Here is a 21,452-nt window from a genome sequence, read left to right as displayed (position 1 = left end):
AATAAGGTAGGAATAAAACAGTGTATAAATTTACGGCAAATCTTGTCAAATTAATATTAAAATTAACAGGTTCAAAGGCTCGTGTATATGATGCGCATAACTTACCAAAGGAAGGTGGGTTTATTATTGCGTGTACACATACAGGCTATGTGGATATATTAAATTTAGGTGTTGCGGTCATGCCTCGTGAAATTCACTTTATGGCGAAAAAGCAATTGTTTGATATCAAAGGGCTAGGATGGCTTATTAATCATTTAAATGCCTTTCCTGTTGATCGTGATAATCCCGGGCCAAGTGTAATCAAAATTCCCTCACAGTTGCTGAAAGAGGGAAAAATTGTTGGGATTTTCCCATCAGGTACTCGTAATTCAGAAGGAACAGATTTAAAGCAGGGTGCTATCACGATAGCACAACTGTCCAAAACTCAAATCGTTCCAGCCGCTTACGTTGGAGCGCGAAATGCTGGCGATGTCTTTAAACGAGGAAAGGGTTATCTCATCTATGGAGAGCCGTTTTATGTGACAGGGAAAGGAAAAGAAGGTCGTGAGGAATTTACACACCATCTTGAACATGAGTTAATTGCGTTAACAGAAGAATTGAATAAACGCATTGCAGCAGATAAAAAATAATACAGGAAGCACTCAGAATCTCGTTGATTTTGGGTGCTTTGTCGTAGGAGGCTCTTAACTCGATTTAGCTAAGGTCAAGTTGAATCAAGTTAAGAGCCCTGGCGGATGTCATAGATTTTTTAGAGGAGGTTTTCGAGCATGCTCGAAAAAAATCTGAACGCAATTACGCCAAGGCGTAATTGATTTTATGATTCATGTACTTTTTGTTTGCCTAGGGAATATTTGTCGCTCGCCAATGGCTGAGGCAGTCATGCGAGATTTAATAGAAAAAGCACAGTTGACCGACAAAATCGACGTAGATTCCGCTGCAACAAGCTCATGGCATATCGGTGAGCCACCCCACTGTGGAACACAAGACAAGTTACGAGAATATGGTATAGCGACAAAGGGAATGCAAGGAAGACAGCTACAAAAACATGATTTTAATCAATTTGATTATATTGTAGGAATGGATGAAAATAATGTACGTAATATTTTTACGATGCTAGGTAATCCAGATTCACCGAAGATTTTTTGTTTTTTAGATTTAACGGACCATCAAATGGATGTACCTGATCCATACTATACAGGTGATTTTCAGGAAACTTATGATCTAGTATTAGAGGGCTGTCAGGCATTATTAGAAAAAATTAAGTTTGACAACAAGTTATAGGCACTAGCTTCACGGTTATTTTTGTCTTAAAATGGTAAATATTATGTGATTTCCCCATGTGAAAAGATTACCTTAAACATTGGCATATCTAGCTTTGAAGGCATCAATATGTTATTATTTGCAGAGTAAAGATACGAAAAGTATTTAAATACCATTTGCAGATGTGTAAATGTGCATCTATGATTTTTATAAACTTTATTTTTGAAAGAGAGTGGAAACAATGGGTCGTAAGTGGAACAATATTAAAGAAAAGAAGGCGTCAAAAGACCAAAGCACAAGTCGTGTTAATGCAAAATTCGGTCGCGAAATTTATGTAGCAGCAAAATCAGGCGAACCAGATCCTGAATCAAATCGCGCTCTTAAAGTTGTTCTTGAACGTGCTAAAACTTACAGTGTTCCTAAACATATTATTGAAAAAGCGATCGAAAAAGCAAAAGGTGGCGGTGACGAAAACTTCGACGAATTACGCTACGAAGGTTTTGGACCGGCTGGCACAATGCTAATCGTGGATGCTTTAACAAACAATGTGAACCGTACTGCATCTGATGTACGTGCAGCATTTGGTAAAAACAACGGTAACATGGGCGTAAGTGGTTCTGTTGCGTATATGTTTGATTCAACAGCAGTTATTGGTTTAGAAGGTAAGACAGCAGATGAAGTACTTGAAATTTTAATGGAAGCAGATGTCGATGCTCGTGATATTCTTGAAGAAGAAGATACTGTTATCGTTTATGCTGAGCCAGATCAATTCTTTGCTGCACAAGAAGCGCTGAAGGCGGCAGGTGTTCAAGAATTTACCGTTGCAGAGCTTTCAATGCTTCCTCAAACAGAAGTGACATTAACAGGTGACGATATAGCAAAATTTGAAAAACTAATTGATGCTTTAGAAGATTTAGATGATGTACAAAACGTTTACCATAACGCAGATTTAGGTGAATAGTTTTTATTATCAGTCAGGCCAGTAGCAAACCTTTGCTACTGGTTTTTACTTGCTCCCGCAAAAAGCCTTCCAACTCTAAAAGAGTTTCGTCGCATAAAGATTAAGAACCAGTGGATAACATAGTTTTTAGAAAATGCTTTTTGCGTAGGCTTGGAAAATGGGCACATAAGCAAATGTGGAAATTTATTAAGGGGGAGAATTGTGCAAACCTTATTAGCAATCGTTATTTTTTTAGTGACGTTATTTTTAGTCATTGTGCAACCACGTAAATTATCTATTGGCTGGTCCGCCTGTATCAGTGCAGCATTTGCCTTAATGTTGGGCGTTGTAACATGGCATGATGTTGTGGCGGTAACTGACATTGTGTGGAATGCTACATTATCATTTATAGGCATTATTATTATTTCTCTGATTTTGGATGAAATCGGATTTTTTGAATGGGCTGCATTACATATGGCACGACTTGCAAGAGGTAGTGGCATTCGTTTATTCATCTATATAGGTTGCTTAGGAGCGATTGTTTCAGCACTATTTGCGAACGATGGTGCAGCATTGATATTAACGCCAATCGTATTAGCGATGGTAAGAAAGTTAAACTTAACAGAGCAAAAGGTTTTTCCGTTTATTATTGCAAGTGGATTTATAGCAGATACAACATCATTACCACTGGTGATTAGTAATTTAACAAATATTGTATCAGCGGATTTTTTTGATATTGGCTTTATAGAATATGCGGTGCATATGGTAGTGCCGAATATCGTTTCTTTAATAGCTAGTATACTCGTGCTATATGTTTTTTTCAGAAAGGCTATTCCGAAGCAGTACTCGATGGAGGCGGTGGTTCAACCAACTGTTGCCATTCGAGATAAAAAATTATTCCACATCTCGTGGTACGTTATAGCAATATTATTAATTGGGTTTTTATTTAGTGAATATTTTATTATTCCAGTGTCATTTACTTTATGTAGTGTTGCGATAATTTTTTTATGGTTGGCACAGAGAAGTAAAAACATTGATACGCAGAGGGTTATGAAAGGTGCCCCGTGGAGTATAGTGTTCTTTTCAATAGGAATGTACGTAGTCGTTTATGGTTTGAAAAATGTAGGGCTTACGGGGTTGTTAGCCGATGTGTTAGAACATGCCGTTCAGCAAGGCTTATTTGTAGCGACACTAACGATGGGATTTGTAGCAGCCATTTTGTCAGCAGTTATGAATAATTTGCCGACGGTGATGATAGATGCTTTAGCTATTGCTGAAACAAGTGCGACAGGAACAATCAAAGCAGGACTTATTTATGCTAATGTAATAGGCACAAACCTAGGGCCGAAAATAACACCGATTGGTTCCTTAGCTACATTGTTATGGCTTCATATATTGGCGCAAAAAGGCATTAAAATCAGTTGGGGTCAGTACTTTAAGATAGGTATTATCCTAACGATCCCGACACTGCTTGTTACATTACTCGCATTATGCGCTTGGCTAGCAATAATATTATAGTATTAAAGTCAAAATAGTTGAAAAAATAAATTTTTAGGTAATAATTAGTTATTATACTAGCAAAATGAAGAAGGAAAGTGTGCCAAAATATGAGCAGAGCAAATAAGTTAAGTAATAAAATTATTTTAATTTCATTAATGACATTAGTCGCTTTATTAATTGGTTTTATCGTCACGACGATTTACACAGCAAAATCATCTGTAAATAAAACAATGGGGTCACAGGCAGTAGCGGTAGCAGAAAACATTGCAAAACAGTTAAATGCGGATGATTATATTGAGCTTTCGAAAAAACCATCGGAGTCTAAACTTTACTGGGAGCTAAGAGAGCAATTAAACGATTTACGAGAAAAAAATGGCGTGCTTTATGCTTATACATTTGCGGTACCAAAGGAAGATCAGAAAGTAAGATTTTTAGTTGATGGTATGCCTAAAGATGACCAAGAAAATGCAGGTGCTATCAATTCGGAATCATCTTCTACTTACTATAAGGATCTTGAAAAAGTAATGGCTACAGGTAGCTATTATTCCGCAATATTACATAGTAGTGACTTTGGAGATTATTTATCGGGTACGGTGCCATTAAAAGATGAATCCGGTGCGATTGTTGCCTTTGTTGGTGTAGATATTGATGCAACACAAGTAAGTGGCGTAACGAATACGGTATTAACTTCAGTTTTACCAGCCCTTATTGCGATTATGTTCGTATTAACGGTGGTTGGAATGGTCATCATGTATCGTTATATTAACCGTTCATTAAAACCACTCAGTTCTTTAGGGGAAGCAGCTGAATACTTTGCACGTGGTGATATTGTTCAAGCAACGGAAGCAGTCGAGAAACTACAGTTTAAAGGTAAAAATGAAATTGCCGTTTTCGCCAATGCGTTTAAGGAATCGCTGATAAAATTAAAAGACACTTTCCAAACGATTCAACTTCGCACGGTTGCTTTACGAGAGGTTGTTGGCAAAATAGATGCTACTTCACAGCAGGTTGAAGCATCAAACTCAAAAATTGCAGACCGTATTATTGAAATTGCGGCAGGTAGTGAACAGCACCAGCAAAACAATAATGAGGTTTTGTTAACAATGAATGAAATGTCCATTGGCATCCAACGTTTAGCTGATACAACTTCCGAAATCGCTGAGTCTTCCAGTGCAATGACGGGATTAGTAGAGTCCAATGTAAACCATTCTCAAGAGGTTATTTCGCAAATCCAAAATGTTGAATCTTCTGTGTTGCGTACAGCAGGACATGTTGAAGAGATGGGCAATAAATTCCGTTCAATTGAAGATATGGTGCTAGTCATTACCAATATTGCCGATCAAACAAACCTACTTGCATTAAATGCTGCTATTGAAGCGGCGAGAGCTGGGGAAGCTGGAAAAGGCTTTGCAGTAGTAGCAGATGAAGTACGTAAGTTGGCTGAAATGTCTAAGACTTCTGCTGATGATATTCAAAAACATTTAGTAAGCTTTAAAGATATTACGGACCGTGCTCTTTCTGAAATGGCACAAAGTACGGAAGATGTGCAGGCGGGGAATGAAGCGGTGCAACAAATTGGTACAAGCCTTTCACAAATTTTACAATCGGTTGCAATGGTTAACAATAAAATTCAAGATGACTCTGCAGTAATCGAAGAAATGTCAGCCGGTTCAGAAGAAATCTTAGCGACGATAGAGCAAATGCAAAATATTGCGCAGCAAAGTGCCTTAGGTACGAAAGAAGTTGCAACTGCTTCAGATTTACAGGTGGCAATGGTTTCAGAATTAAATGAAGTAGTAGAAATTTTGGAACGCACATCTAAAGAGGTAATTGAAGCGATTAATACATTTAAATTATAAAGAATATCAAAAAACTATTTTTCTACGCATTGTATCCCTGTAGAAAGATAGTTTTTTTTCTGTGCGAAAAAATGTGTATATTAGCATATTTAAACGAAAAGGTGAGTATTCTACACATTTATTGTGAAATACATATTGTGTAAACTATAAAACCATTCCATAATATAGATTAATATTAATGCTTTAAATGAACGAAGTAAAAAGGGGTGTAAAGCATGAAATTTTTACGTTCAATACAGGGGAAATTAATTATCGTTTCAATGGCATTACTAATAGTGCCGAGCTTAATCATTGGTATAGTCAGTTATGGGAAAGCAAAGGATGGTATGGAAGGTTTAGGCGAACAAGTTATTCAAAATAGTGTTGAGTCTACTTTGCAATTAATCGAACTTGCAAATGAAAGTGTAGAAAAAGGTGACATCCCTTTGGAGGTTGCGCAGGAAAGAGTACGAGAAGCGCTGCTTGGTCCAAAGGATAGTGAGGGAAAACGACCAATTAATTATCCTGGTAATCTAGGAGAGTATGGTTATATCTATGTTTTAGACGACAAAGGAACATTAACTACACATCCTACTCGCGAAGGGGATAACTTGTGGGATGATCAAGATAGCAGTGGAAAGTATTTTATTCGTGATGTAACCGAGCGAGCATTACAAGGCGGTGGCTTTACGGAATATGAGTTTACACTTCCAGGTCAGGACGTATTAGCGGATAAAATCATCTATTCTGCAAAAGATCCACATTGGGGATGGATTGTCGCATCTGGTACATATATGCAAGATTTTAATAAGGAAGCTAATTCATTGTTATTGGTTATTGGTCTAACATTATTGGGTGCCATTATTATTGGTACCGTCATTGTAATTTTTGTGTCTAGACATTTGGCTTTACCAGTTAAAAACTTATCGAAGCGTGTCCATGAAGTGGCACAAGGTAATTTAACCGTTGAAATTGAAAACCTACAACGATCAGATGAAATTGGTCAATTGAATACTGGTTTTAATGATATGGTAGATCAATTAAAGACACTAATTACAGATGTTGAGGAGGCCATTGTCGAAATTCAATCGACTTCGTCCAATTTAACAGCCGTTGCAGAGGAAACAAATGCTTACGGTGATGAAATTGTCAAAGCGATTAATGAGGTATCAAGAGGGGCAGTGAAACAAGCATCAGACGCAGAGGATACAAATCGTACAGCGATTGCATTTGCACAGCAAATTGTAGAGCTACATGATAAAAATGAATTAATGTTGGATGCTTCTCAAAAAATGAAGCAGTCCAATGAAGAAGGGCTTGTGAATTTAAACAGTTTGAAACACAAATCACAAGAATCGTCTGCGCTTATTAACAGTGTTCAAACAGTGTTCAATAGCTTAATTGTTAAAGTAAGAGAAATTGAAGGTATTGTGGGCACAATCAATGAAATTTCCGATCAAACGAATCTTCTTGCATTAAATGCATCGATTGAAGCGGCGCGTGCTGGAGAGCATGGCAAAGGCTTTGCTGTAGTAGCGGAGGAAGTACGTAAGCTAGCAGATCAAACATCTGTTGCAACAGATTTGGTACGCACGACGTTACGAGGTATTGAAAGTGAAACGAACTTAGTAAATGATGAGATGCAAAAAACAAATATCATTGTCCGTGAGCAAAATAATTCAGTTAGTATGATGGAATCTTCATTTAATGAGATAGAAGCGTCTGTCGGAGAGATTATAGTAAATATTGGAGAGATGACGGCGGGCGTAGAATATTTAAATAGCTCTAAGGAAGATATTATGCAATCGATTGAAAGTATCGCGCTGATTAGTGAGAAAAATGCAGCTTCCTCAGAAGAAGTCACAGCATCAGTTGACGAGCAACAGAGAGCTATTCAGCTTATTAGCGAATCATCTAATGATTTAACAGACGAAATTTCAGCATTACAGGAATCTATTCAACGTTTTACAATAAGATAACCATTTAGAGGCTGGGACATAACTAAAAAAATTAAAGAAACGAGGAAAGCTGTTCATAAATTTTTGCTATATGGAGAACTAGCTAACTTAGCTATTCTTGCTTTTGCAATAAATAAAAATTTAGTAGGGTTCACTAGTAGTTAGTAGCGGAGGCGGTGACTCCTCCGGGACGCACGCAGCGTAAGACGCTGGCATTCCGCGCGTTAGCTAGGGTTGCGGCTTACGTGTGCTGAGCGGAAAGCACCGCCGAAGCGGACAACGGCGCAGCAAAAAATGTGTTAGATTGATGGCAGTCAATCTAACACATTTTCTCTTTTGTACAAGCATCTTTTTTATAGGCAAGACGTTGTTAGTATAAAGGGGTGTTGGATATGAAAAGGTGGATAGTGGGAGGCATCATAATTGTTGTTTGTATAGGTAGTGCTCTTTATATATGGTTAGGACAAGAAATGAAACGAGGCACACAGCCAGTTGCAGATGGAACAGCACCATATGTTATCGTGCTTGGAGCAAAAGTAAAGCCAGGTGGTGTGTTATCACTATCTTTAAAAAGTAGATTGGAAGAGGCTGTAACCTATCTCAATCAATACCCGCATGTTAAGGTAATCGTCTCGGGTGGACAGGGAACAGATGAGGATAGAACAGAGGCATCAGCAATGTTTACCTACCTAGAAGACAATGGCATTGAAGCTGAACGAATTTTAATGGAAGAGCAATCCACATCGACATATGAAAACTTATTATTTTCAAAAGAATTACTACCAGCAGGGACAAAGCAAATTACGATTGTCTCGAATGATTTCCATTTACAACGAGCGAAGTATTTAGCGAATAAGCTTGATTTAGAGGCAGATGTCGTTGTTGCCAAAACCCCAAAATCTGTGGAAGCGAAGTTAACACTACGGGAAAGAGCTGCATTATTAAAAACATATATCATTGGTCATTAATGATATATTTACTTTCTTTCCATTATATATTTGGCATATAATAGAAATATAATGACTAAACGACAGAAAGAGGGTACTTCTATGACAACGTTTAAAGATTATGTATACAGCCGTCCGAACGTGGAGGCGATGAAAGAGCAACAGTTAGCTTTAATCGAGCAATTTAAAGAAGCACAATCGGTTGAGGCACAAAGCGAACTAATTGAAAAATTAAATGAACTGAGTAATGAATATGCGACAATGGCAAACCTCGTCTACATTCGAGCATCGATTGATACCCACGATTCATTTTACCAAGAAGAACGTGATTATTTTGATGAAGTAGGCCCTGAGCTTGAAGAAATTACAACCGAATATTATAAAGCATTAATCGCTTCACCATTCCGCGAGCAGTTAGAAGAAAAATGGGGGCAACAGTTATTTGATTTAGCATCCTATCAAATTAAAGGATTTTCACCGAAAGTCATTGATTTAATGCAAAAGGAGAACAAACTAGTATCAGAATATAATAAACTAGTTGCTTCAGCACAGATTGACTTTAACGGTGAAACATTAACGCTAGCACAGCTAGGACCTTATACAGAATCGACAGATCGAGCAATGCGTAAGGCTGCTACAGAAGCTCGATTTGGCTTTTTTGCTGAGCATGAAGCGGAATTTGATCGCTTATATGATGAGCTAGTTAAAGTGCGTCATGAAATTGCTGTAAAATTAGGCTATAAAAATTATGTAGAGCTTGGCTATATCCGTATGAACCGAATTGATTATAATGCTGAAATGGTCAAGAAATTCCGTGACCAAGTACGTGATTTAATCGTGCCAGTTGCAACAAAACTATTTGAGCGTCAAGCAAAGCGAATCGGGATTTCAGACTTAAAATTTTATGATGAAGCTTTAAACTTCTTAACAGGTAATGCTACGCCAAAGGGTGATGCAAATTGGATAGTGGCAAACGGTAAAAAAATGTATGAAGAACTATCTCCTGAAACGGGTGAATTTTTCAACTTTATGATTGACCATGACCTAATGGATTTAGTTGCGAAAAAGGGGAAAGAAAGTGGCGGCTATTGTACGTTTATTGAAAATTATCATTCGCCGTTTATTTTCTCGAACTTTAACGGTACATCAGGTGATATTGATGTGTTAACACATGAGGCTGGACATGCCTTCCAAGTATTCTCAAGCCGTGATATTGGCATCCCAGAATATTTATGGCCAACATATGAATCATGCGAAATCCATTCAATGAGTATGGAGTTTTTCACATGGCCTTGGATGGAATTATTCTTCAAAGAAGACACCGAGAAATATAAATTTACACATTTAAGCAGTGGCTTATTATTTCTTCCTTACGGTGTTGCTGTTGATGAATTCCAACATGTTATTTACGAAAATCCAGAGATGACACCTGCTGAGCGTAAAGCTGCATGGAAAAAAATCGAGCAAACCTATTTACCACACCGTGACTATGATGGTAATAGCTATTTAGAGTCAGGTGGTATATGGCAACGTCAGGCACATATTTATGCAAGCCCGTTCTATTATATCGACTACACGTTAGCACAAATTTGTGCGTTCCAATTCTGGAAACGCTCACGTGAAGAGTTTGACGCAGCATGGAAGGATTATATCCATTTATGTGGCTTAGGCGGTTCCATGTCATTTACAAAGCTTGTGAAGGAAGCGGGCTTAATTTCTCCGTTTGAGGATGGCTGTGTAGAATCAGTAATCGGTGTGATTGAGGACTACTTAAATTCAGTGGATGATACAAAGTTGTAGATGTTAGATAGAAACTGTGCAGAGCTAATATAGTGGCTCTATAAGAAATTAGCAAGTGTTAGATTGATTGCAATCAATCTAACACTTTTTTGCTACGCCGTTATTGTCCGCGTCTTACGCTGTGTGCGTTCTGAGCAGGAGTCACCGCCTTCGCTACCAACAACTAGTGAACCCTTCTAATTTTTTATTTATTGCAAAAGCAAGAATATGTTTTCTATAAAAATTGTCCAAGATAAGTTGTTTTTTTGCTTGTTATCTATGTAATCGATACTAGGATACTTGCGAAATGGTTAATATATAAGTAGTATTTTCAGTAACTGTGATAAAAGGAAGTGAAGAAAGTGACGAGGAAGGTATGGTTCCAGGTAGGTATAGGGATTTTACTAGTTTTACTAATACTTAAATATTTTATAGAGATTCATTGGATTTTCACACCGCTTGCTATGATTTTAAAAGCGATTTTTGTGCCGTTACTACTTGGGGGTGTGTTGTATTATGTGACCGAGCCAATTCAACGTTTTTTAGAAAAGCGTAGATGGCCAAGGTGGTCGAGTATTTTAACAATTGTCGTTGGACTGATTGCCATAGTGGTCGGCTTTGGTTGGATTATTGGTAATCCGATTGCTACCCAGCTTAATAATCTGGCAAAAAATGCACCGATGATTAGTTCAAGCATTCAAGAGGCCGCTGATTATGTATTCAAAAATAAAGATAATTTCCCACCACAATTAAAAGATTTTATTGATTATCTTGCTAATTCTGTACAGGACATTGCTGTGGTAGCAAGTAAATGGCTTGTATCATTTATCCAATCACTGGTGTCAGTTTCTTTACTAGCGATTTTAATTCCATTTTTCTTCATTTTTATGTTGAAGGACCATGAGAAATTTGCGCCTTCCATTTATAAATATTTTACTGGTGAGCGTCGTGAATGGATTAAAAAGACATTGAGTGAGATAGATGATGTATTACGTAGCTATATTCAAGGGCAACTACAAATCAGTTTTTTACTAGCACTTATTATGTATGTTGGGTATTTAATAATTGGCTTAGAGTATTCATTATTGCTTGTGATTTTTGCCTTCTTTATGAATATGATTCCGTTTATTGGACCGTGGATTGCTCTTGCACCAGCAGTTATTGTAGCCGTAATTCAAGATCCGATGCTTGTTGTGTGGGTAAGCGTCGTTACACTTATTGCACAGCAGATTGATAGTAACTTTATTACACCGAATGTTATGGGGAAATCGCTTGATATCCATCCGTTAACAGTTATTACGATTATTTTAGCAGCCGGTAATATAGCAGGCTTTATTGGGATTATTATTGCCGTACCATTCTATGCGGTACTAAAGGTAATTGTTTCGAATATTTATGATGAACGAAATGCGATAAAGAAAAAGGCTACGAAGTCAGTATAGGGGTCGAATAAAAAGTGGAACAAGAAATTGTTAAAGTTTTTAATGAGCAGCATGAACAAATTGGAACGGCAACACGAGCAGAAGTACATGAGAAGGGCTTGTGGCATGAGACATTTCACTGCTGGCTTGTCAACGAGAACTATATTTATTTCCAAATCCGTAGTGGGCAAAAGAAGGATTATCCAGGGCTGCTAGATATAACAGCAGCAGGGCATTTACTAGCAGTTGAGACAGTGGAAGCAGGCATCCGCGAAGTAAAAGAAGAATTAGGGTTAACAATTAATATTCAAGACATCGTCAAAATGGGGATGACATCTTGTAGCATCGTATCTGAAAATATGATAGATAATGAATTTTGTCATGTCTATTTGTACCCGTTTGAAGATAATTGGGATGCATTTGAGCTGCAATATGAGGAAGTTTCGGGTGTTGTTCGAGCACAGCTTGATGAAGCGGAAGCATTCTTTTTAGGGAAAACTGGCACGCTAAATATTGAGGGGTATGAATATTTCCCTGATGGGCAACGAGCTCGACTCGTGCGTCCTGTCAGTACGGCACAATTTGTGCCGTATCGTGAGCTGTATGTGGCGGATGTTATTGGCTTTGCCAAAAGTGCAATGTACAATCGATAGTAAAGTCACCAGCCATGAATAACGATTAGAAAATGGCCATCGGTATGTATGGCATATAGCATGATGTATGCTTTACGCTCATAAAGATAACTTCGAAATGAATTGAAGTTATGTTTATGAGCATTTTATGTCTATCTGTTAATTTATGTAGAAAATAAGCTATACTTGTATTTACAATGAAAGAAAAGGAGCATATATATGCTAACATTTGAACAAAAACAAGCGATAATTGAATCGTTTTCCGAATTAACGAAAAAAGAAATTTCGATGAAACGAGTGAATTATCATTATATGGACAGTTTGTTTGAAAAGACGATTGTCGTAGAAAAATTGCACCCAAATGGCAATGGTTTTGTCTTTGTAGGAGATTTATTGCGCTACGAAAATGAAGCAAATGATAAAGGACTAGTCAATATTCGCGATTATGATGAGCACCAGTTGCGTGCCATTATTGAAGATGCCATTACTTATTTAGGTGAGGAACAAGAAGCGGAAGAACCTATTATTGAAACTTGGCGTAATCGTGAAGGCGATCAATTAGAGCTTGCGTTTGAGCAACGTTCTTGGAATGTTTATCATCGAGAAAATTTAGAAGAAGCCTTTGGCACATATGATGCTGCGAAAGAATACTTACTAGAAGAAGGCTTTCGTAAAAAGAACTAAGTAATATGGGGGAAACGACATGAGTGGTAAAAAATTGGTAGGTATTGTAATTGTTGTTTTAGTCATTGCATGTTTATTTTCAGTTTTTACGATTCAAAATTTTTATAAAAATAATCAAGAACAGCCAAATAGTGAGAATCGTGAAATAAATAAGTCAAAAAGTTTGAATTTAATATTACCACAGGCTACAATTATCTCGAATTCAAGATAATTGAAAGGTGATGGGTTTATGCAACATTTATTTCATAAAGGTACAGATGAAACCAAGCCAACCTTATTGTTATTACATGGTACAGGTGGGGATGAGCATTCTTTAATCAGTCTTGCAAAGGAAATTGATGCAACAGCAAATATTTTAAGTGTACGAGGTAATGTATTAGAAAACGGTATGCCTCGTTTTTTCCGTCGCTTAGCTGAAGGTGTTTTTGATATAGAAGATTTAATCTTCCGTACACAAGAGTTACAAAGTTTTTTGGTAACAGCAGCAGAGGAGTATGGTTTTGACCGTACGCGCATTGTAGCAATTGGTTATTCAAATGGGGCAAACATTGCTGCAAGTTTATTATTCCACTTTGAAGATGCATTGGCAGGGGCAATTTTACATCATCCAATGGTGCCAAGACGTGGCATCGAACTACCTGCGCTTCCTAATATTCCGGTATTTATAGCAGCAGGAACCAATGATCCGATGTGTACTGCACAAGAATCAGAAGATTTGGAGTCGCTGTTATCGAAAGCGGGTGCTCATGTAACGACAGCATGGTTTAACTACGGACATCAGCTCACAATGCCGGAAGTAGAAGCGGCAAGAGCGTGGTATCAACAAAATTTTTAAACGTAAAATCCGAGAACAATGTAACTATATGTTCTCGGATTTTTTGTGTGTATCATTACTTTTTCTTAGCAAATGGTAGCCACCAGTTCCAATCACCAAATAGCTTCATAAGGCTCGGTACCAGCATAAGGCGAATAATGGTCGCGTCAATCGCGATGGCAATCGCAATACCAACTCCGATTTGCTTTACAGGCATGACATCAGTAAAGGCAAATGCCCCTGTAATAACAATCATAATAAGTGCAGCAGATGTAATGATACGGCTAGTAGATGTTAGCCCATCCACTGTTGCACGTGTATTATCTGCACCTTTTTGATATTCTTCCTGTATGCGAGAGATTAAAAATACTTCATAGTCCATACTTAAACCGAAGACAAGGCAAAATACGATAACTGGAATAATAAGGACGATTGTTCCAGCCTCTATTCCAAAATGCCCATATTGGAAAATATAAACCAGTATGCCGAACGCTGAAGATAACCCGATTATATTCATAATGATTGCCTTGAGAGGAATTAAAATGGAACGGAAGGCAAGCATCAAAATAAAGAACGTTGACACGATAATGATTGAAACCGCAAATATTATTTTACTAGCAATTTCATCAAAAATTTCTTGATTAAATTTCCCTTGTCCACCTAGTTTGAAGTCAACATTTAAATCCTTGTCCATCCACGTTCTGGCGAATTGTTGTGCAGCGGAGGACGAACCAGCTACATTTAATGTAATCGGAATAAATAGCTGTGTATCCTTTGAAAAGGTATTAATGATTGGTTTTAATTGTTCTGCCACTTGTGGCGTTTTCAAGGAAGCTGTTAATTCCTCTGGTGATTTCATTTGGGCTGCTGTATAAATCGTTGAGACTTCATCAACGAGCGGATCGTTAAGCAGTTTTTCTTGTATATCAAAAAGTAGCTTGCGTCCTTGCTCATTCTCCCAGCCATCTTGGCGTTCAGCAAGTAAATACAAAACGGATGTATCACCAAGCCCAAACGTTTCATCCAATTTATCGTAAGCTGCTCGGGCATCGTATTTGGGTGGTAAAGAATCTACTTGAGGTATAGCAAGTTTAATATCCTTTAACGGAATCATCCCGATACCAAGTAACAATAAAGCAACAATAACAATGGATACAGGTCGCTTCATAACAAAGCCGGCAAAACTGTGCCAACGATTCGTGCCACCTGGCTTTACACGTAATATGCGCCATTTATTTAGGCGATCTCCTAACACCATCATTGTCGCAGGTAATAAAGTGAGACCTGAAAGCACGGCGAACAATACGACAATTGTGCCACCTAAGGCAATATTGCGGAAGATTTCTACATCAATGACAATCATGGCACCAAGACCAATCATGACACAAACAGCAGAAAAAATAATAGAACGACCGGCTGTTTGGATAGCAATTTGTATAGCTTCGGCAATGCTAGAATGGTTACGCTCTTCACGATAGCGATTAATAAATAGCAGAGCGAAATCAATACTAAGGGCAAGTCCAAGCATTGGTACAATATTTAACACAAAAATGGATAAATTAACGCTACCACTTAGTAACGTCAACAGCCCGAATGCTGTGACAACGGTAACAACTCCGATTAAAATTGGTAAAATCGCAGCTACAACAGTACCAAAAGCAAGTAATAGCACAACAATAGCGATTGGTAAACCAATGGCTTCAGCGGATGCTAAGTCCTTTTGGCTGGCTTCATTAATATCCTCCGAAATCACAGGGCCACCTGTCACACTGATACCTTCTTCTTCAACTAAAGCACGAACCTCTTTGACGATAGCTGGCAAATTATCAATGTTATTTTTAAAATGTACCATGGCATAGGAAATGTCATTCTTTTGTAAAGTAGAATCATCCAATGGTGACTGAATGGAATGAACTTCTTCAATGTCCTCTAGCTTTTGTAGAGTGTTTTCGATTTTTTGATTGCTTGTTTGATCAAAAACAACCATGATTTTTTCTGCAGGTAAGTCGAATGTTTTGGCTAGTTCATTTGTGACATAGGTATGATCAGCTTCAACAAAAAAGCCATCTCCATGCAGTTTGCTAGGAAGCTGTATAGCAAACACAGCCATTGTGATAAAAATACCAATCCAAATGGCAACGATAGCTTTCGCATGTGCAGTGATAAAAGCTGAAAAATTTTTCATAACGATAAAGCATCCCCCTTTTAAACTAGTGTAAAGGATGTGTCACTTTTTGTCGTGTGACAAAGTAGAAAATCCTGCTCGCAGTAAATGGCGTGAGAATTGTATGAGAATTGTGTGAGTGCCTGTCACCAAAAAACGGCACTTTCTGGGAGCAGAGAGTGCCGTGAATTCTAAAAGAATAAAGATAATATAAAGTATATAACGGATGCCATTACAGCTGATATTGGCATTGTAATAATCCAAGTGGTTACAATTTTTCGTGCCATTCCCCAGTTAACACCACGAACTCGTTGTGCTGAACCAACACCCATGATGGATGAAGAAATAACGTGTGTTGTGGATACTGGTAAGTGTACTAATGTCGCACCGAAAATAACAGTAGCAGAAGCTAAGTCAGCTGCAACGCCATTTACAGGACGGATTTTCATAATTTTACCGCCGACCGTTTTAATAATTTTATAGCCACCAATAGAAGTACCAAGACCCATAGCGGTTGCAGCCGCTGCTCGAATCCAAAAAGGAATTTCATCCCCGGTATGCAAGCCACCTGCAATTAACGCCATAGTCATAATACCCATTGCTTTTTGGGCATCATTTGTACCGTGCGTAAACGATTGGATAGCCGCTGTAAAAATTTGCATTGTCCGGAAGCCTTTATTCGTACGATATAAATTTAAGTTTTTAAACCATAGTTTAAACAGCGTCATCATAAGAAAGCCGGCACAAATTGCAATGAGTGGTGACAATACTAATGCCATAATGATTTTTGTAAAACCGCCATAATTAAGGACGCTAAAGCCTGCAGAAGCAACTGCTGCGCCGGCAATTGAACCGATTAATGTATGTGAAGAACTTGATGGGATACCAAAGTACCAAGTAAGTAGGTTCCATATAATAGCTGAAATTAATGCGGCTAATATAACGACAGAACCAGTTGTATCTCCTTCAAAAGCATTTAAAGAGAATGGATCAACAATATCTTTTGTTAGCGCTTTTGCGACACCCACGAAAGTAATAGCACCGATAAAGTTCATCGTCGCTGCCATAATAATGGCAACACGTGGGGGTAATGCTCTTGTGGAAACCGAAGTTGCGATAGCATTTGCTGTATCATGGAAACCATTAATAAAGTCAAATGTTAGGGCAAAGATGACGACCAATACGGTTAGTATAATGATTGTATTCATTGTATTTGACCCACTCCTAGTTACGCGTTACGCATGATAATTGTTTCCATTGTGTTGGCAACGTTTTGACAATAATCAGCGATATCCTCAAGTTGTTCATAAATATCTTTAAACTTAATGATGCGGATTGGATCTTTTTCATTTAAAAATAATTGCTTAATAGAAGTTCTTTGTACTTCGTCGCATTCACGCTCATAGTCTTTTATTAGAATGGCATGTGGGCGCATGCCAATAAGATTCTTTTTCTTTAACTCTTCAGTTGCTTTAACAATTTCGTCGGCACTTTTAGAAATATAGCCTAAGAAAATGCGCATTGATTCGTCAACTTCTGTTAAGGAGAACATTTCGAAGTGGGCGATACAATGCTCCGTACCATCTAACACATCGTCCATACGAATAGCGAATTCTAAAATATCTTCTCGTTCGATCGGTGTCATAAATGATTTGTTTAGCATTACGATTAGTTCATGAATGAGTTTATCGCCAGCTGTTTCGTAATTTTTCATTGTAATGCTAATCTCTTTTAAGTCAGCTACACTTGTTATACGAAAATCATTTGCGTAATGTACGGCCTCTCTCATATTTTCAGCAATTTTATGCAATGCTACAAAGAAAGGGTCTTGTTTTTTTGAGTTAAGCATGTAAATAGAATCCTCCTGGATATAGATAAAATAAACGACCTTTAAACTTTACTATCATAACAAAATCTTACGTTTATCTACATAAAATTTATCTTTCCTACACAAAACTTTACAATCCTGTAATATACATTTTGTTCACAAATATTAAGTGTTAGGGTGTGTTTGTTTATATTAATACAGTATAAATGCCTATATAACAAAGAATTTATTAATTTTAAAAATCTGTTTAGTACAGAGGAACCTCTTTTGAAGACCTCATTTTCACAAGCGATTGATTTTGAATTGTAAAGGAATTGTAAAGATAGATATCTTAACATTTCTTAGTGTTCCCTATTTTCTTAAGAATATCTTCATTTTTATCCTTCGTTAATATTAAGAATTGTTTTCTACAATAGAGAAGTAAGAGAAAGGGGCGTCAAGTCAAAAATGATTCAAGTCGAGAACTTACAACATACATTTTTAATTGGGAAAAAGGGTAAGGAAAAACATGTACCTGTATTAAAGGGTGTAAATTTTGAAGTAAAAAAAGGAGAGATTGTCGCAATTGTGGGCAAGAGTGGCTCTGGAAAATCAACATTGCTACAAATTTTAGCCGGGTTTATGAAAGCTGAACAAGGCTCTATTCGTGTGAATGGGCAACAGACAGAGAAACTCACTGAAACAGAAAGTGCAGCGTTTCGTTTGCGCCAGTTCGGATTTATCTTTCAAAACTTTCAACTTATGCCGGGTTTAACTGCATTTGAGAATATAGAGTTACCTTTGAAATTACAAGGTGCAAGCAAAGCTATTCGTAAAGAAAAAGTGAAAAAATTAATGGACAAAGTCGGATTATCGGCAGTAGCCGACCATTACCCAAATGAATTATCAGGCGGTCAGCAACAACGTGTAAGTATTGCAAGAGCGTTGATTACCAATCCTCCTATTTTGCTAGCGGACGAGCCAACAGGGAGTCTAGACTCTGAAACAGAGCAGGATATTTTACTCCTTATTCAAAGTTTAAATCGTGAGCTAGGCTTAACATTTGTCATTATTACGCACGATGAAGAAGTGGCAACAATTGCTCATCGTCGTTTCCGTATGTATGACGGCGAGCTTGTGAAGGAGGATGAATAACATGATATGGAAAGACCAATTGGATTTTGTTATCCAACATATTAAGAAAAATAAATTACGCGTATTTATGACCGTGCTGGCTGCAACAATGGGTTGTGCATTTTTAATTGTCCTTGCATCCGTAGGGTTTGGGCTACAGGATTCAATTCGTAACGAGATACTATCAGATGAAAATATAACTAAAATTCAAGTATATGATGGCTCACAATTTACAGAGCAACAGAAAGATGAAATCAAGTCTATCGAGCATGTTAAAACAGTACTTGAAACGAGTACAGTTAATGCAAGTGCGCACTCATATTTTGAAGATCGTGATACAAATTCAAGTCTAGTTATAACGACTATGTCAGATTTTAAAAGTGTAACTGGGAAACTTGCAAAAGGGAAGTTCCCAACAAAGCCAAATGAGATTATTGTAGGATACCATTTTGCTCAAACATTATTAAATGATGCAGAACGAGATGTCATTAAAGAAAAAAACAAAAAGGCTGAAATAGAAGGCACATACTATGATGGTAGTGAAGAAGGATATAAAAAATCTTTAATTGGTAAAGAAATTGAATTATCTTTAGCTTCCTATTCCAATGGAGCGTCTGAAACTGAAAAGGTGAAATATACAATAGTTGGTGTGACAAAAAAACCTTCTTATGATTGGATGATTGACAATACAGTCTATATGGATTCAGCGCAAAAAGCAGCGATAGGAAATACCCTTGCAGCATTAGATAAAGTAGCAGTAGATGAAGTATTTAATACGGAATTCAATATTTATGCGGATAGTCTAGAAAATGTTAAGCCTATTTTAGAAAAGTTAAAAGACAAGGGCTATAGCGTGTTCTCTGTGACGGAACAATTGGATCAAATGGATGTATTTTTCCTTGTGTTGAAAATTGGTTTAATTTTTGTTGGGACAATTGCAGTGTTAATCGCCTCTATTGGGATATTCAATACGATGACAATGGCGGTTACAGAGCGTACACGTGAGATTGGGGTATTGAAGGCAATTGGCGCTAGTCCAAAGTTGATTCAACGACTCTTTTTAATGGAAAGCACATTTATTGGTATTTTAGGTACCGTTATTGCAGTTATTATTTCATATGTCATTAGCTTTACAGCAAATGCAGTTTTACCGTTAATTTTAAAAGCGGCGACAGGTGAAGATGCTTTTAGTTCGTCAGATATTACATTTTCACTTATCCCATGGCAACTTGTTATCATTGCGTCTGCCATCAGTATTGGTGTGGCGATGATTTCTGGCTACCGACCAGCTCGTAAAGCAACGAAGATAGATGTTATTCAAGCATTACGACAAGAGCTATAAAAAGAACCCGAGGCACATAATGCGCCTCGGGTTTTCATAATTTACAAATAAGATGTTAATTCATTTGCTAAAAATGGCTTTGCATTCAACAGGGTTACAAAGGCATCATACTTAGCGCGTTGTTGTGCGCTCGGCTTTTTGCCAGTATAATAAGCGCGAATTAGAATGTTTTTTGGTGTGTTCTCCATATCAATAAATTCCAACAACTGTGCTTCATAACCAACAAGTGATAAAATCTCAGCGCGAATGGAATCAGTCGCGAGAGCTGCAAAACGTTCGCGGACAAGGCCGTGCTGTAACATGACATCGAGTGCCGGTGTATCAAGTTGACGGTTTAGCTCATGTTGACAACAAGGGACACTTAATATGACACTTGCGCCCCATTTCACTGCGCGTGATAATGCCATATCTGTTGCAACATCACACGCGTGTAGAGTTACGACCATGTCTACATTCGATTCATCGTTATAATCATTAATATCCCCAACTAAAAATTCAAGTTGCTCGTAGCCTAAATCTTGTGCAATACGAGAGCATTCCTCGATTACCTCTTTTTTTAAATCTAAGCCAGTAACGCGAATATCCAACCCTTTTTCAATTTTTAAGTAATGATACAAGGCAAACGTCAAATAGGATTTTCCTGAACCAAAATCTAAAATACGGACTTGGCGATTTTTGGGTAAATAGGCTAAGGCATCGTCGATAAATTCAATGAAGCGATTAATTTGCTTGAATTTATCGTATTTTTGTTTTTTACTTTTCCTTCTTCGCTTTGTACACCTAAACGAATTAAAAAAGGATAAGGCGTGGACTCATCAAGTAAATAGTTTTTCTTACGATTATGTGATAAGTTTACTTGCTTCGGAGTAGCGGCTTTATCTGATTTCCATAAAACTTTATTTTTTTTCGATAGTTGCACGTGTACTTTTTCTTCTTTAAAGTCGATATGTGCTTGACGGAAGTCAGCAAAGAATAGTTCAAGTTTAGGCGGGAAATCGGCTAATAGGACATTCTCATGTTTTAAAATACGCTCATATTGGTATTCAATTTGTATATGATAAGCTTCTTTCAACATGATGGGCTTTAGTTTTATACGCTTTATTTCATTAGATTTCATTCGTGGTTGACTAATTGTAGCCGCAACGAGTTGTTGTTGGGAAATTTGGTCTAGAAGCAGTGTTTTCATTTCTTCAAATGTCATTTGTTTCGCCTTCTTTGTTGTGTAATAGATG

The 21,452-nt window shown here is 37.4% G+C and carries 18 protein-coding genes and 1 pseudogene; 15 read left to right on the top strand and 4 right to left on the bottom strand.

Features of this window, described 5'->3' with window-relative positions:
- Nucleotides 1-20: 20 nt before the first annotated feature.
- From T479_RS20915 to T479_RS20855, 13 genes are all read left to right on the top strand, one after another.
- Nucleotides 21-629: a lysophospholipid acyltransferase family protein gene (locus T479_RS20915; RefSeq protein ID WP_024361396.1), complete on the top strand. Its 609-nt coding sequence runs from the start codon at nucleotides 21-23 to the stop codon at nucleotides 627-629.
- A gap of 187 nt (nucleotides 630-816) precedes the next feature.
- The gene (locus tag T479_RS20910) at nucleotides 817-1,281 is read left to right on the top strand and encodes a low molecular weight protein-tyrosine-phosphatase (protein ID WP_025220743.1); all 465 of its coding nucleotides are present in this window, start codon (nucleotides 817-819) and stop codon (nucleotides 1,279-1,281) included.
- Between the two features lie 220 nt (nucleotides 1,282-1,501).
- On the top strand, nucleotides 1,502-2,221 hold the full coding sequence (locus T479_RS20905) for a YebC/PmpR family DNA-binding transcriptional regulator (protein ID WP_024361394.1): 720 nt from the start codon (nucleotides 1,502-1,504) through the stop codon (nucleotides 2,219-2,221).
- 201 nt (nucleotides 2,222-2,422) lie between these two features.
- A complete protein-coding gene (locus tag T479_RS20900; RefSeq protein WP_038509989.1) occupies nucleotides 2,423-3,718 on the top strand; it encodes an arsenic transporter in 1,296 nt (431 codons plus the stop codon).
- Nucleotides 3,719-3,807: 89 nt separating this feature from the next.
- Entirely contained in the window at nucleotides 3,808-5,559 is a 1,752-nt protein-coding gene (locus tag T479_RS20895; protein ID WP_025220741.1) for a methyl-accepting chemotaxis protein, read from the top strand.
- Between the two features lie 215 nt (nucleotides 5,560-5,774).
- Nucleotides 5,775-7,517, top strand: coding sequence for a methyl-accepting chemotaxis protein (locus T479_RS20890; protein WP_024361391.1), 1,743 nt, complete (start codon nucleotides 5,775-5,777; stop codon nucleotides 7,515-7,517).
- A 371-nt stretch (nucleotides 7,518-7,888) separates the two neighbouring features.
- Nucleotides 7,889-8,464 carry a YdcF family protein gene (locus T479_RS20885; protein WP_025220740.1) on the top strand — a complete coding sequence of 192 codons (576 nt, stop codon included), beginning with the start codon at nucleotides 7,889-7,891 and terminating at the stop codon, nucleotides 8,462-8,464.
- 81 nt (nucleotides 8,465-8,545) lie between these two features.
- Complete coding sequence (locus T479_RS20880) at nucleotides 8,546-10,243, top strand: M3 family oligoendopeptidase (protein WP_024361389.1); 1,698 nt, start codon at nucleotides 8,546-8,548, stop codon at nucleotides 10,241-10,243.
- A 341-nt stretch (nucleotides 10,244-10,584) separates the two neighbouring features.
- Nucleotides 10,585-11,664: an AI-2E family transporter gene (locus T479_RS20875; RefSeq protein ID WP_024361388.1), complete on the top strand. Its 1,080-nt coding sequence runs from the start codon at nucleotides 10,585-10,587 to the stop codon at nucleotides 11,662-11,664.
- A gap of 14 nt (nucleotides 11,665-11,678) precedes the next feature.
- Nucleotides 11,679-12,296, top strand: coding sequence for an NUDIX hydrolase (locus T479_RS20870; RefSeq protein ID WP_024361387.1), 618 nt, complete (start codon nucleotides 11,679-11,681; stop codon nucleotides 12,294-12,296).
- A gap of 198 nt (nucleotides 12,297-12,494) precedes the next feature.
- The gene (locus T479_RS20865; RefSeq protein ID WP_025220739.1) at nucleotides 12,495-12,959 is read left to right on the top strand and encodes a hypothetical protein; all 465 of its coding nucleotides are present in this window, start codon (nucleotides 12,495-12,497) and stop codon (nucleotides 12,957-12,959) included.
- Nucleotides 12,960-12,978: 19 nt separating this feature from the next.
- Nucleotides 12,979-13,170, top strand: coding sequence for a hypothetical protein (locus T479_RS20860; RefSeq protein ID WP_024361385.1), 192 nt, complete (start codon nucleotides 12,979-12,981; stop codon nucleotides 13,168-13,170).
- A gap of 18 nt (nucleotides 13,171-13,188) precedes the next feature.
- Nucleotides 13,189-13,794 (top strand): alpha/beta hydrolase, encoded by a 606-nt coding sequence (locus T479_RS20855; RefSeq protein WP_025220738.1) that lies wholly within the window; start codon nucleotides 13,189-13,191, stop codon nucleotides 13,792-13,794.
- Nucleotides 13,795-13,849: 55 nt separating this feature from the next.
- Here the strand turns inward: T479_RS20855 and T479_RS20850 are convergent, their stop codons facing one another.
- The 3 genes from T479_RS20850 to T479_RS20840 form a co-directional block, all read right to left on the bottom strand.
- Nucleotides 13,850-15,958, bottom strand: a complete 2,109-nt coding sequence (locus tag T479_RS20850) for an MMPL family transporter (protein ID WP_025220737.1) — start codon at nucleotides 15,956-15,958, stop codon at nucleotides 13,850-13,852.
- Nucleotides 15,959-16,128: 170 nt separating this feature from the next.
- Nucleotides 16,129-17,145, bottom strand: a complete 1,017-nt coding sequence (locus T479_RS20845) for an inorganic phosphate transporter (protein ID WP_024361382.1) — start codon at nucleotides 17,143-17,145, stop codon at nucleotides 16,129-16,131.
- Between the two features lie 20 nt (nucleotides 17,146-17,165).
- Nucleotides 17,166-17,786 carry a DUF47 domain-containing protein gene (locus tag T479_RS20840; protein WP_024361381.1) on the bottom strand — a complete coding sequence of 207 codons (621 nt, stop codon included), beginning with the start codon at nucleotides 17,784-17,786 and terminating at the stop codon, nucleotides 17,166-17,168.
- A gap of 426 nt (nucleotides 17,787-18,212) precedes the next feature.
- Between T479_RS20840 and T479_RS20835 the strand changes: the two genes are divergently transcribed.
- A complete protein-coding gene (locus T479_RS20835; protein ID WP_024361380.1) occupies nucleotides 18,213-18,899 on the top strand; it encodes an ABC transporter ATP-binding protein in 687 nt (228 codons plus the stop codon).
- 1 nt (nucleotide 18,900) lies between these two features.
- The gene (locus tag T479_RS20830; protein WP_025220736.1) at nucleotides 18,901-20,220 is read left to right on the top strand and encodes an ABC transporter permease; all 1,320 of its coding nucleotides are present in this window, start codon (nucleotides 18,901-18,903) and stop codon (nucleotides 20,218-20,220) included.
- 41 nt (nucleotides 20,221-20,261) lie between these two features.
- Here the strand turns inward: T479_RS20830 and T479_RS20825 are convergent.
- Nucleotides 20,262-21,421, bottom strand: a pseudogene (locus T479_RS20825) (class I SAM-dependent methyltransferase).
- Nucleotides 21,422-21,452 lie beyond the last annotated feature (31 nt).

This window comes from Lysinibacillus sphaericus, from assembly GCF_000600105.1.
GTDB lineage: Bacteria > Bacillota > Bacilli > Bacillales_A > Planococcaceae > Lysinibacillus > Lysinibacillus sphaericus.
This window is presented reverse-complemented; position numbering and strand designations above follow the sequence as displayed.

Excerpts from the sequence above, each read along its gene's own strand:
- T479_RS20910 (WP_025220743.1), top strand. The coding sequence starts at position 817 with ATGATTCATGTACTTTTTGTTTGCCTAGGGAATATTTGTCGCTCGCCA.
- T479_RS20905 (WP_024361394.1), top strand. The coding sequence starts at position 1,502 with ATGGGTCGTAAGTGGAACAATATTAAAGAAAAGAAGGCGTCAAAAGAC.
- T479_RS20895 (WP_025220741.1), top strand. The coding sequence starts at position 3,808 with ATGAGCAGAGCAAATAAGTTAAGTAATAAAATTATTTTAATTTCATTA.
- T479_RS20890 (WP_024361391.1), top strand. The coding sequence starts at position 5,775 with ATGAAATTTTTACGTTCAATACAGGGGAAATTAATTATCGTTTCAATG.
- T479_RS20885 (WP_025220740.1), top strand. The coding sequence starts at position 7,889 with ATGAAAAGGTGGATAGTGGGAGGCATCATAATTGTTGTTTGTATAGGT.
- T479_RS20880 (WP_024361389.1), top strand. The coding sequence starts at position 8,546 with ATGACAACGTTTAAAGATTATGTATACAGCCGTCCGAACGTGGAGGCG.
- T479_RS20865 (WP_025220739.1), top strand. The coding sequence starts at position 12,495 with ATGCTAACATTTGAACAAAAACAAGCGATAATTGAATCGTTTTCCGAA.
- T479_RS20860 (WP_024361385.1), top strand. The coding sequence starts at position 12,979 with ATGAGTGGTAAAAAATTGGTAGGTATTGTAATTGTTGTTTTAGTCATT.
- T479_RS20855 (WP_025220738.1), top strand. The coding sequence starts at position 13,189 with ATGCAACATTTATTTCATAAAGGTACAGATGAAACCAAGCCAACCTTA.
- T479_RS20850 (WP_025220737.1), bottom strand. The coding sequence starts at position 15,958 with ATGAAAAATTTTTCAGCTTTTATCACTGCACATGCGAAAGCTATCGTT.
- T479_RS20845 (WP_024361382.1), bottom strand. The coding sequence starts at position 17,145 with ATGAATACAATCATTATACTAACCGTATTGGTCGTCATCTTTGCCCTA.
- T479_RS20840 (WP_024361381.1), bottom strand. The coding sequence starts at position 17,786 with ATGCTTAACTCAAAAAAACAAGACCCTTTCTTTGTAGCATTGCATAAA.
- T479_RS20835 (WP_024361380.1), top strand. The coding sequence starts at position 18,213 with ATGATTCAAGTCGAGAACTTACAACATACATTTTTAATTGGGAAAAAG.
- T479_RS20830 (WP_025220736.1), top strand. The coding sequence starts at position 18,901 with ATGATATGGAAAGACCAATTGGATTTTGTTATCCAACATATTAAGAAA.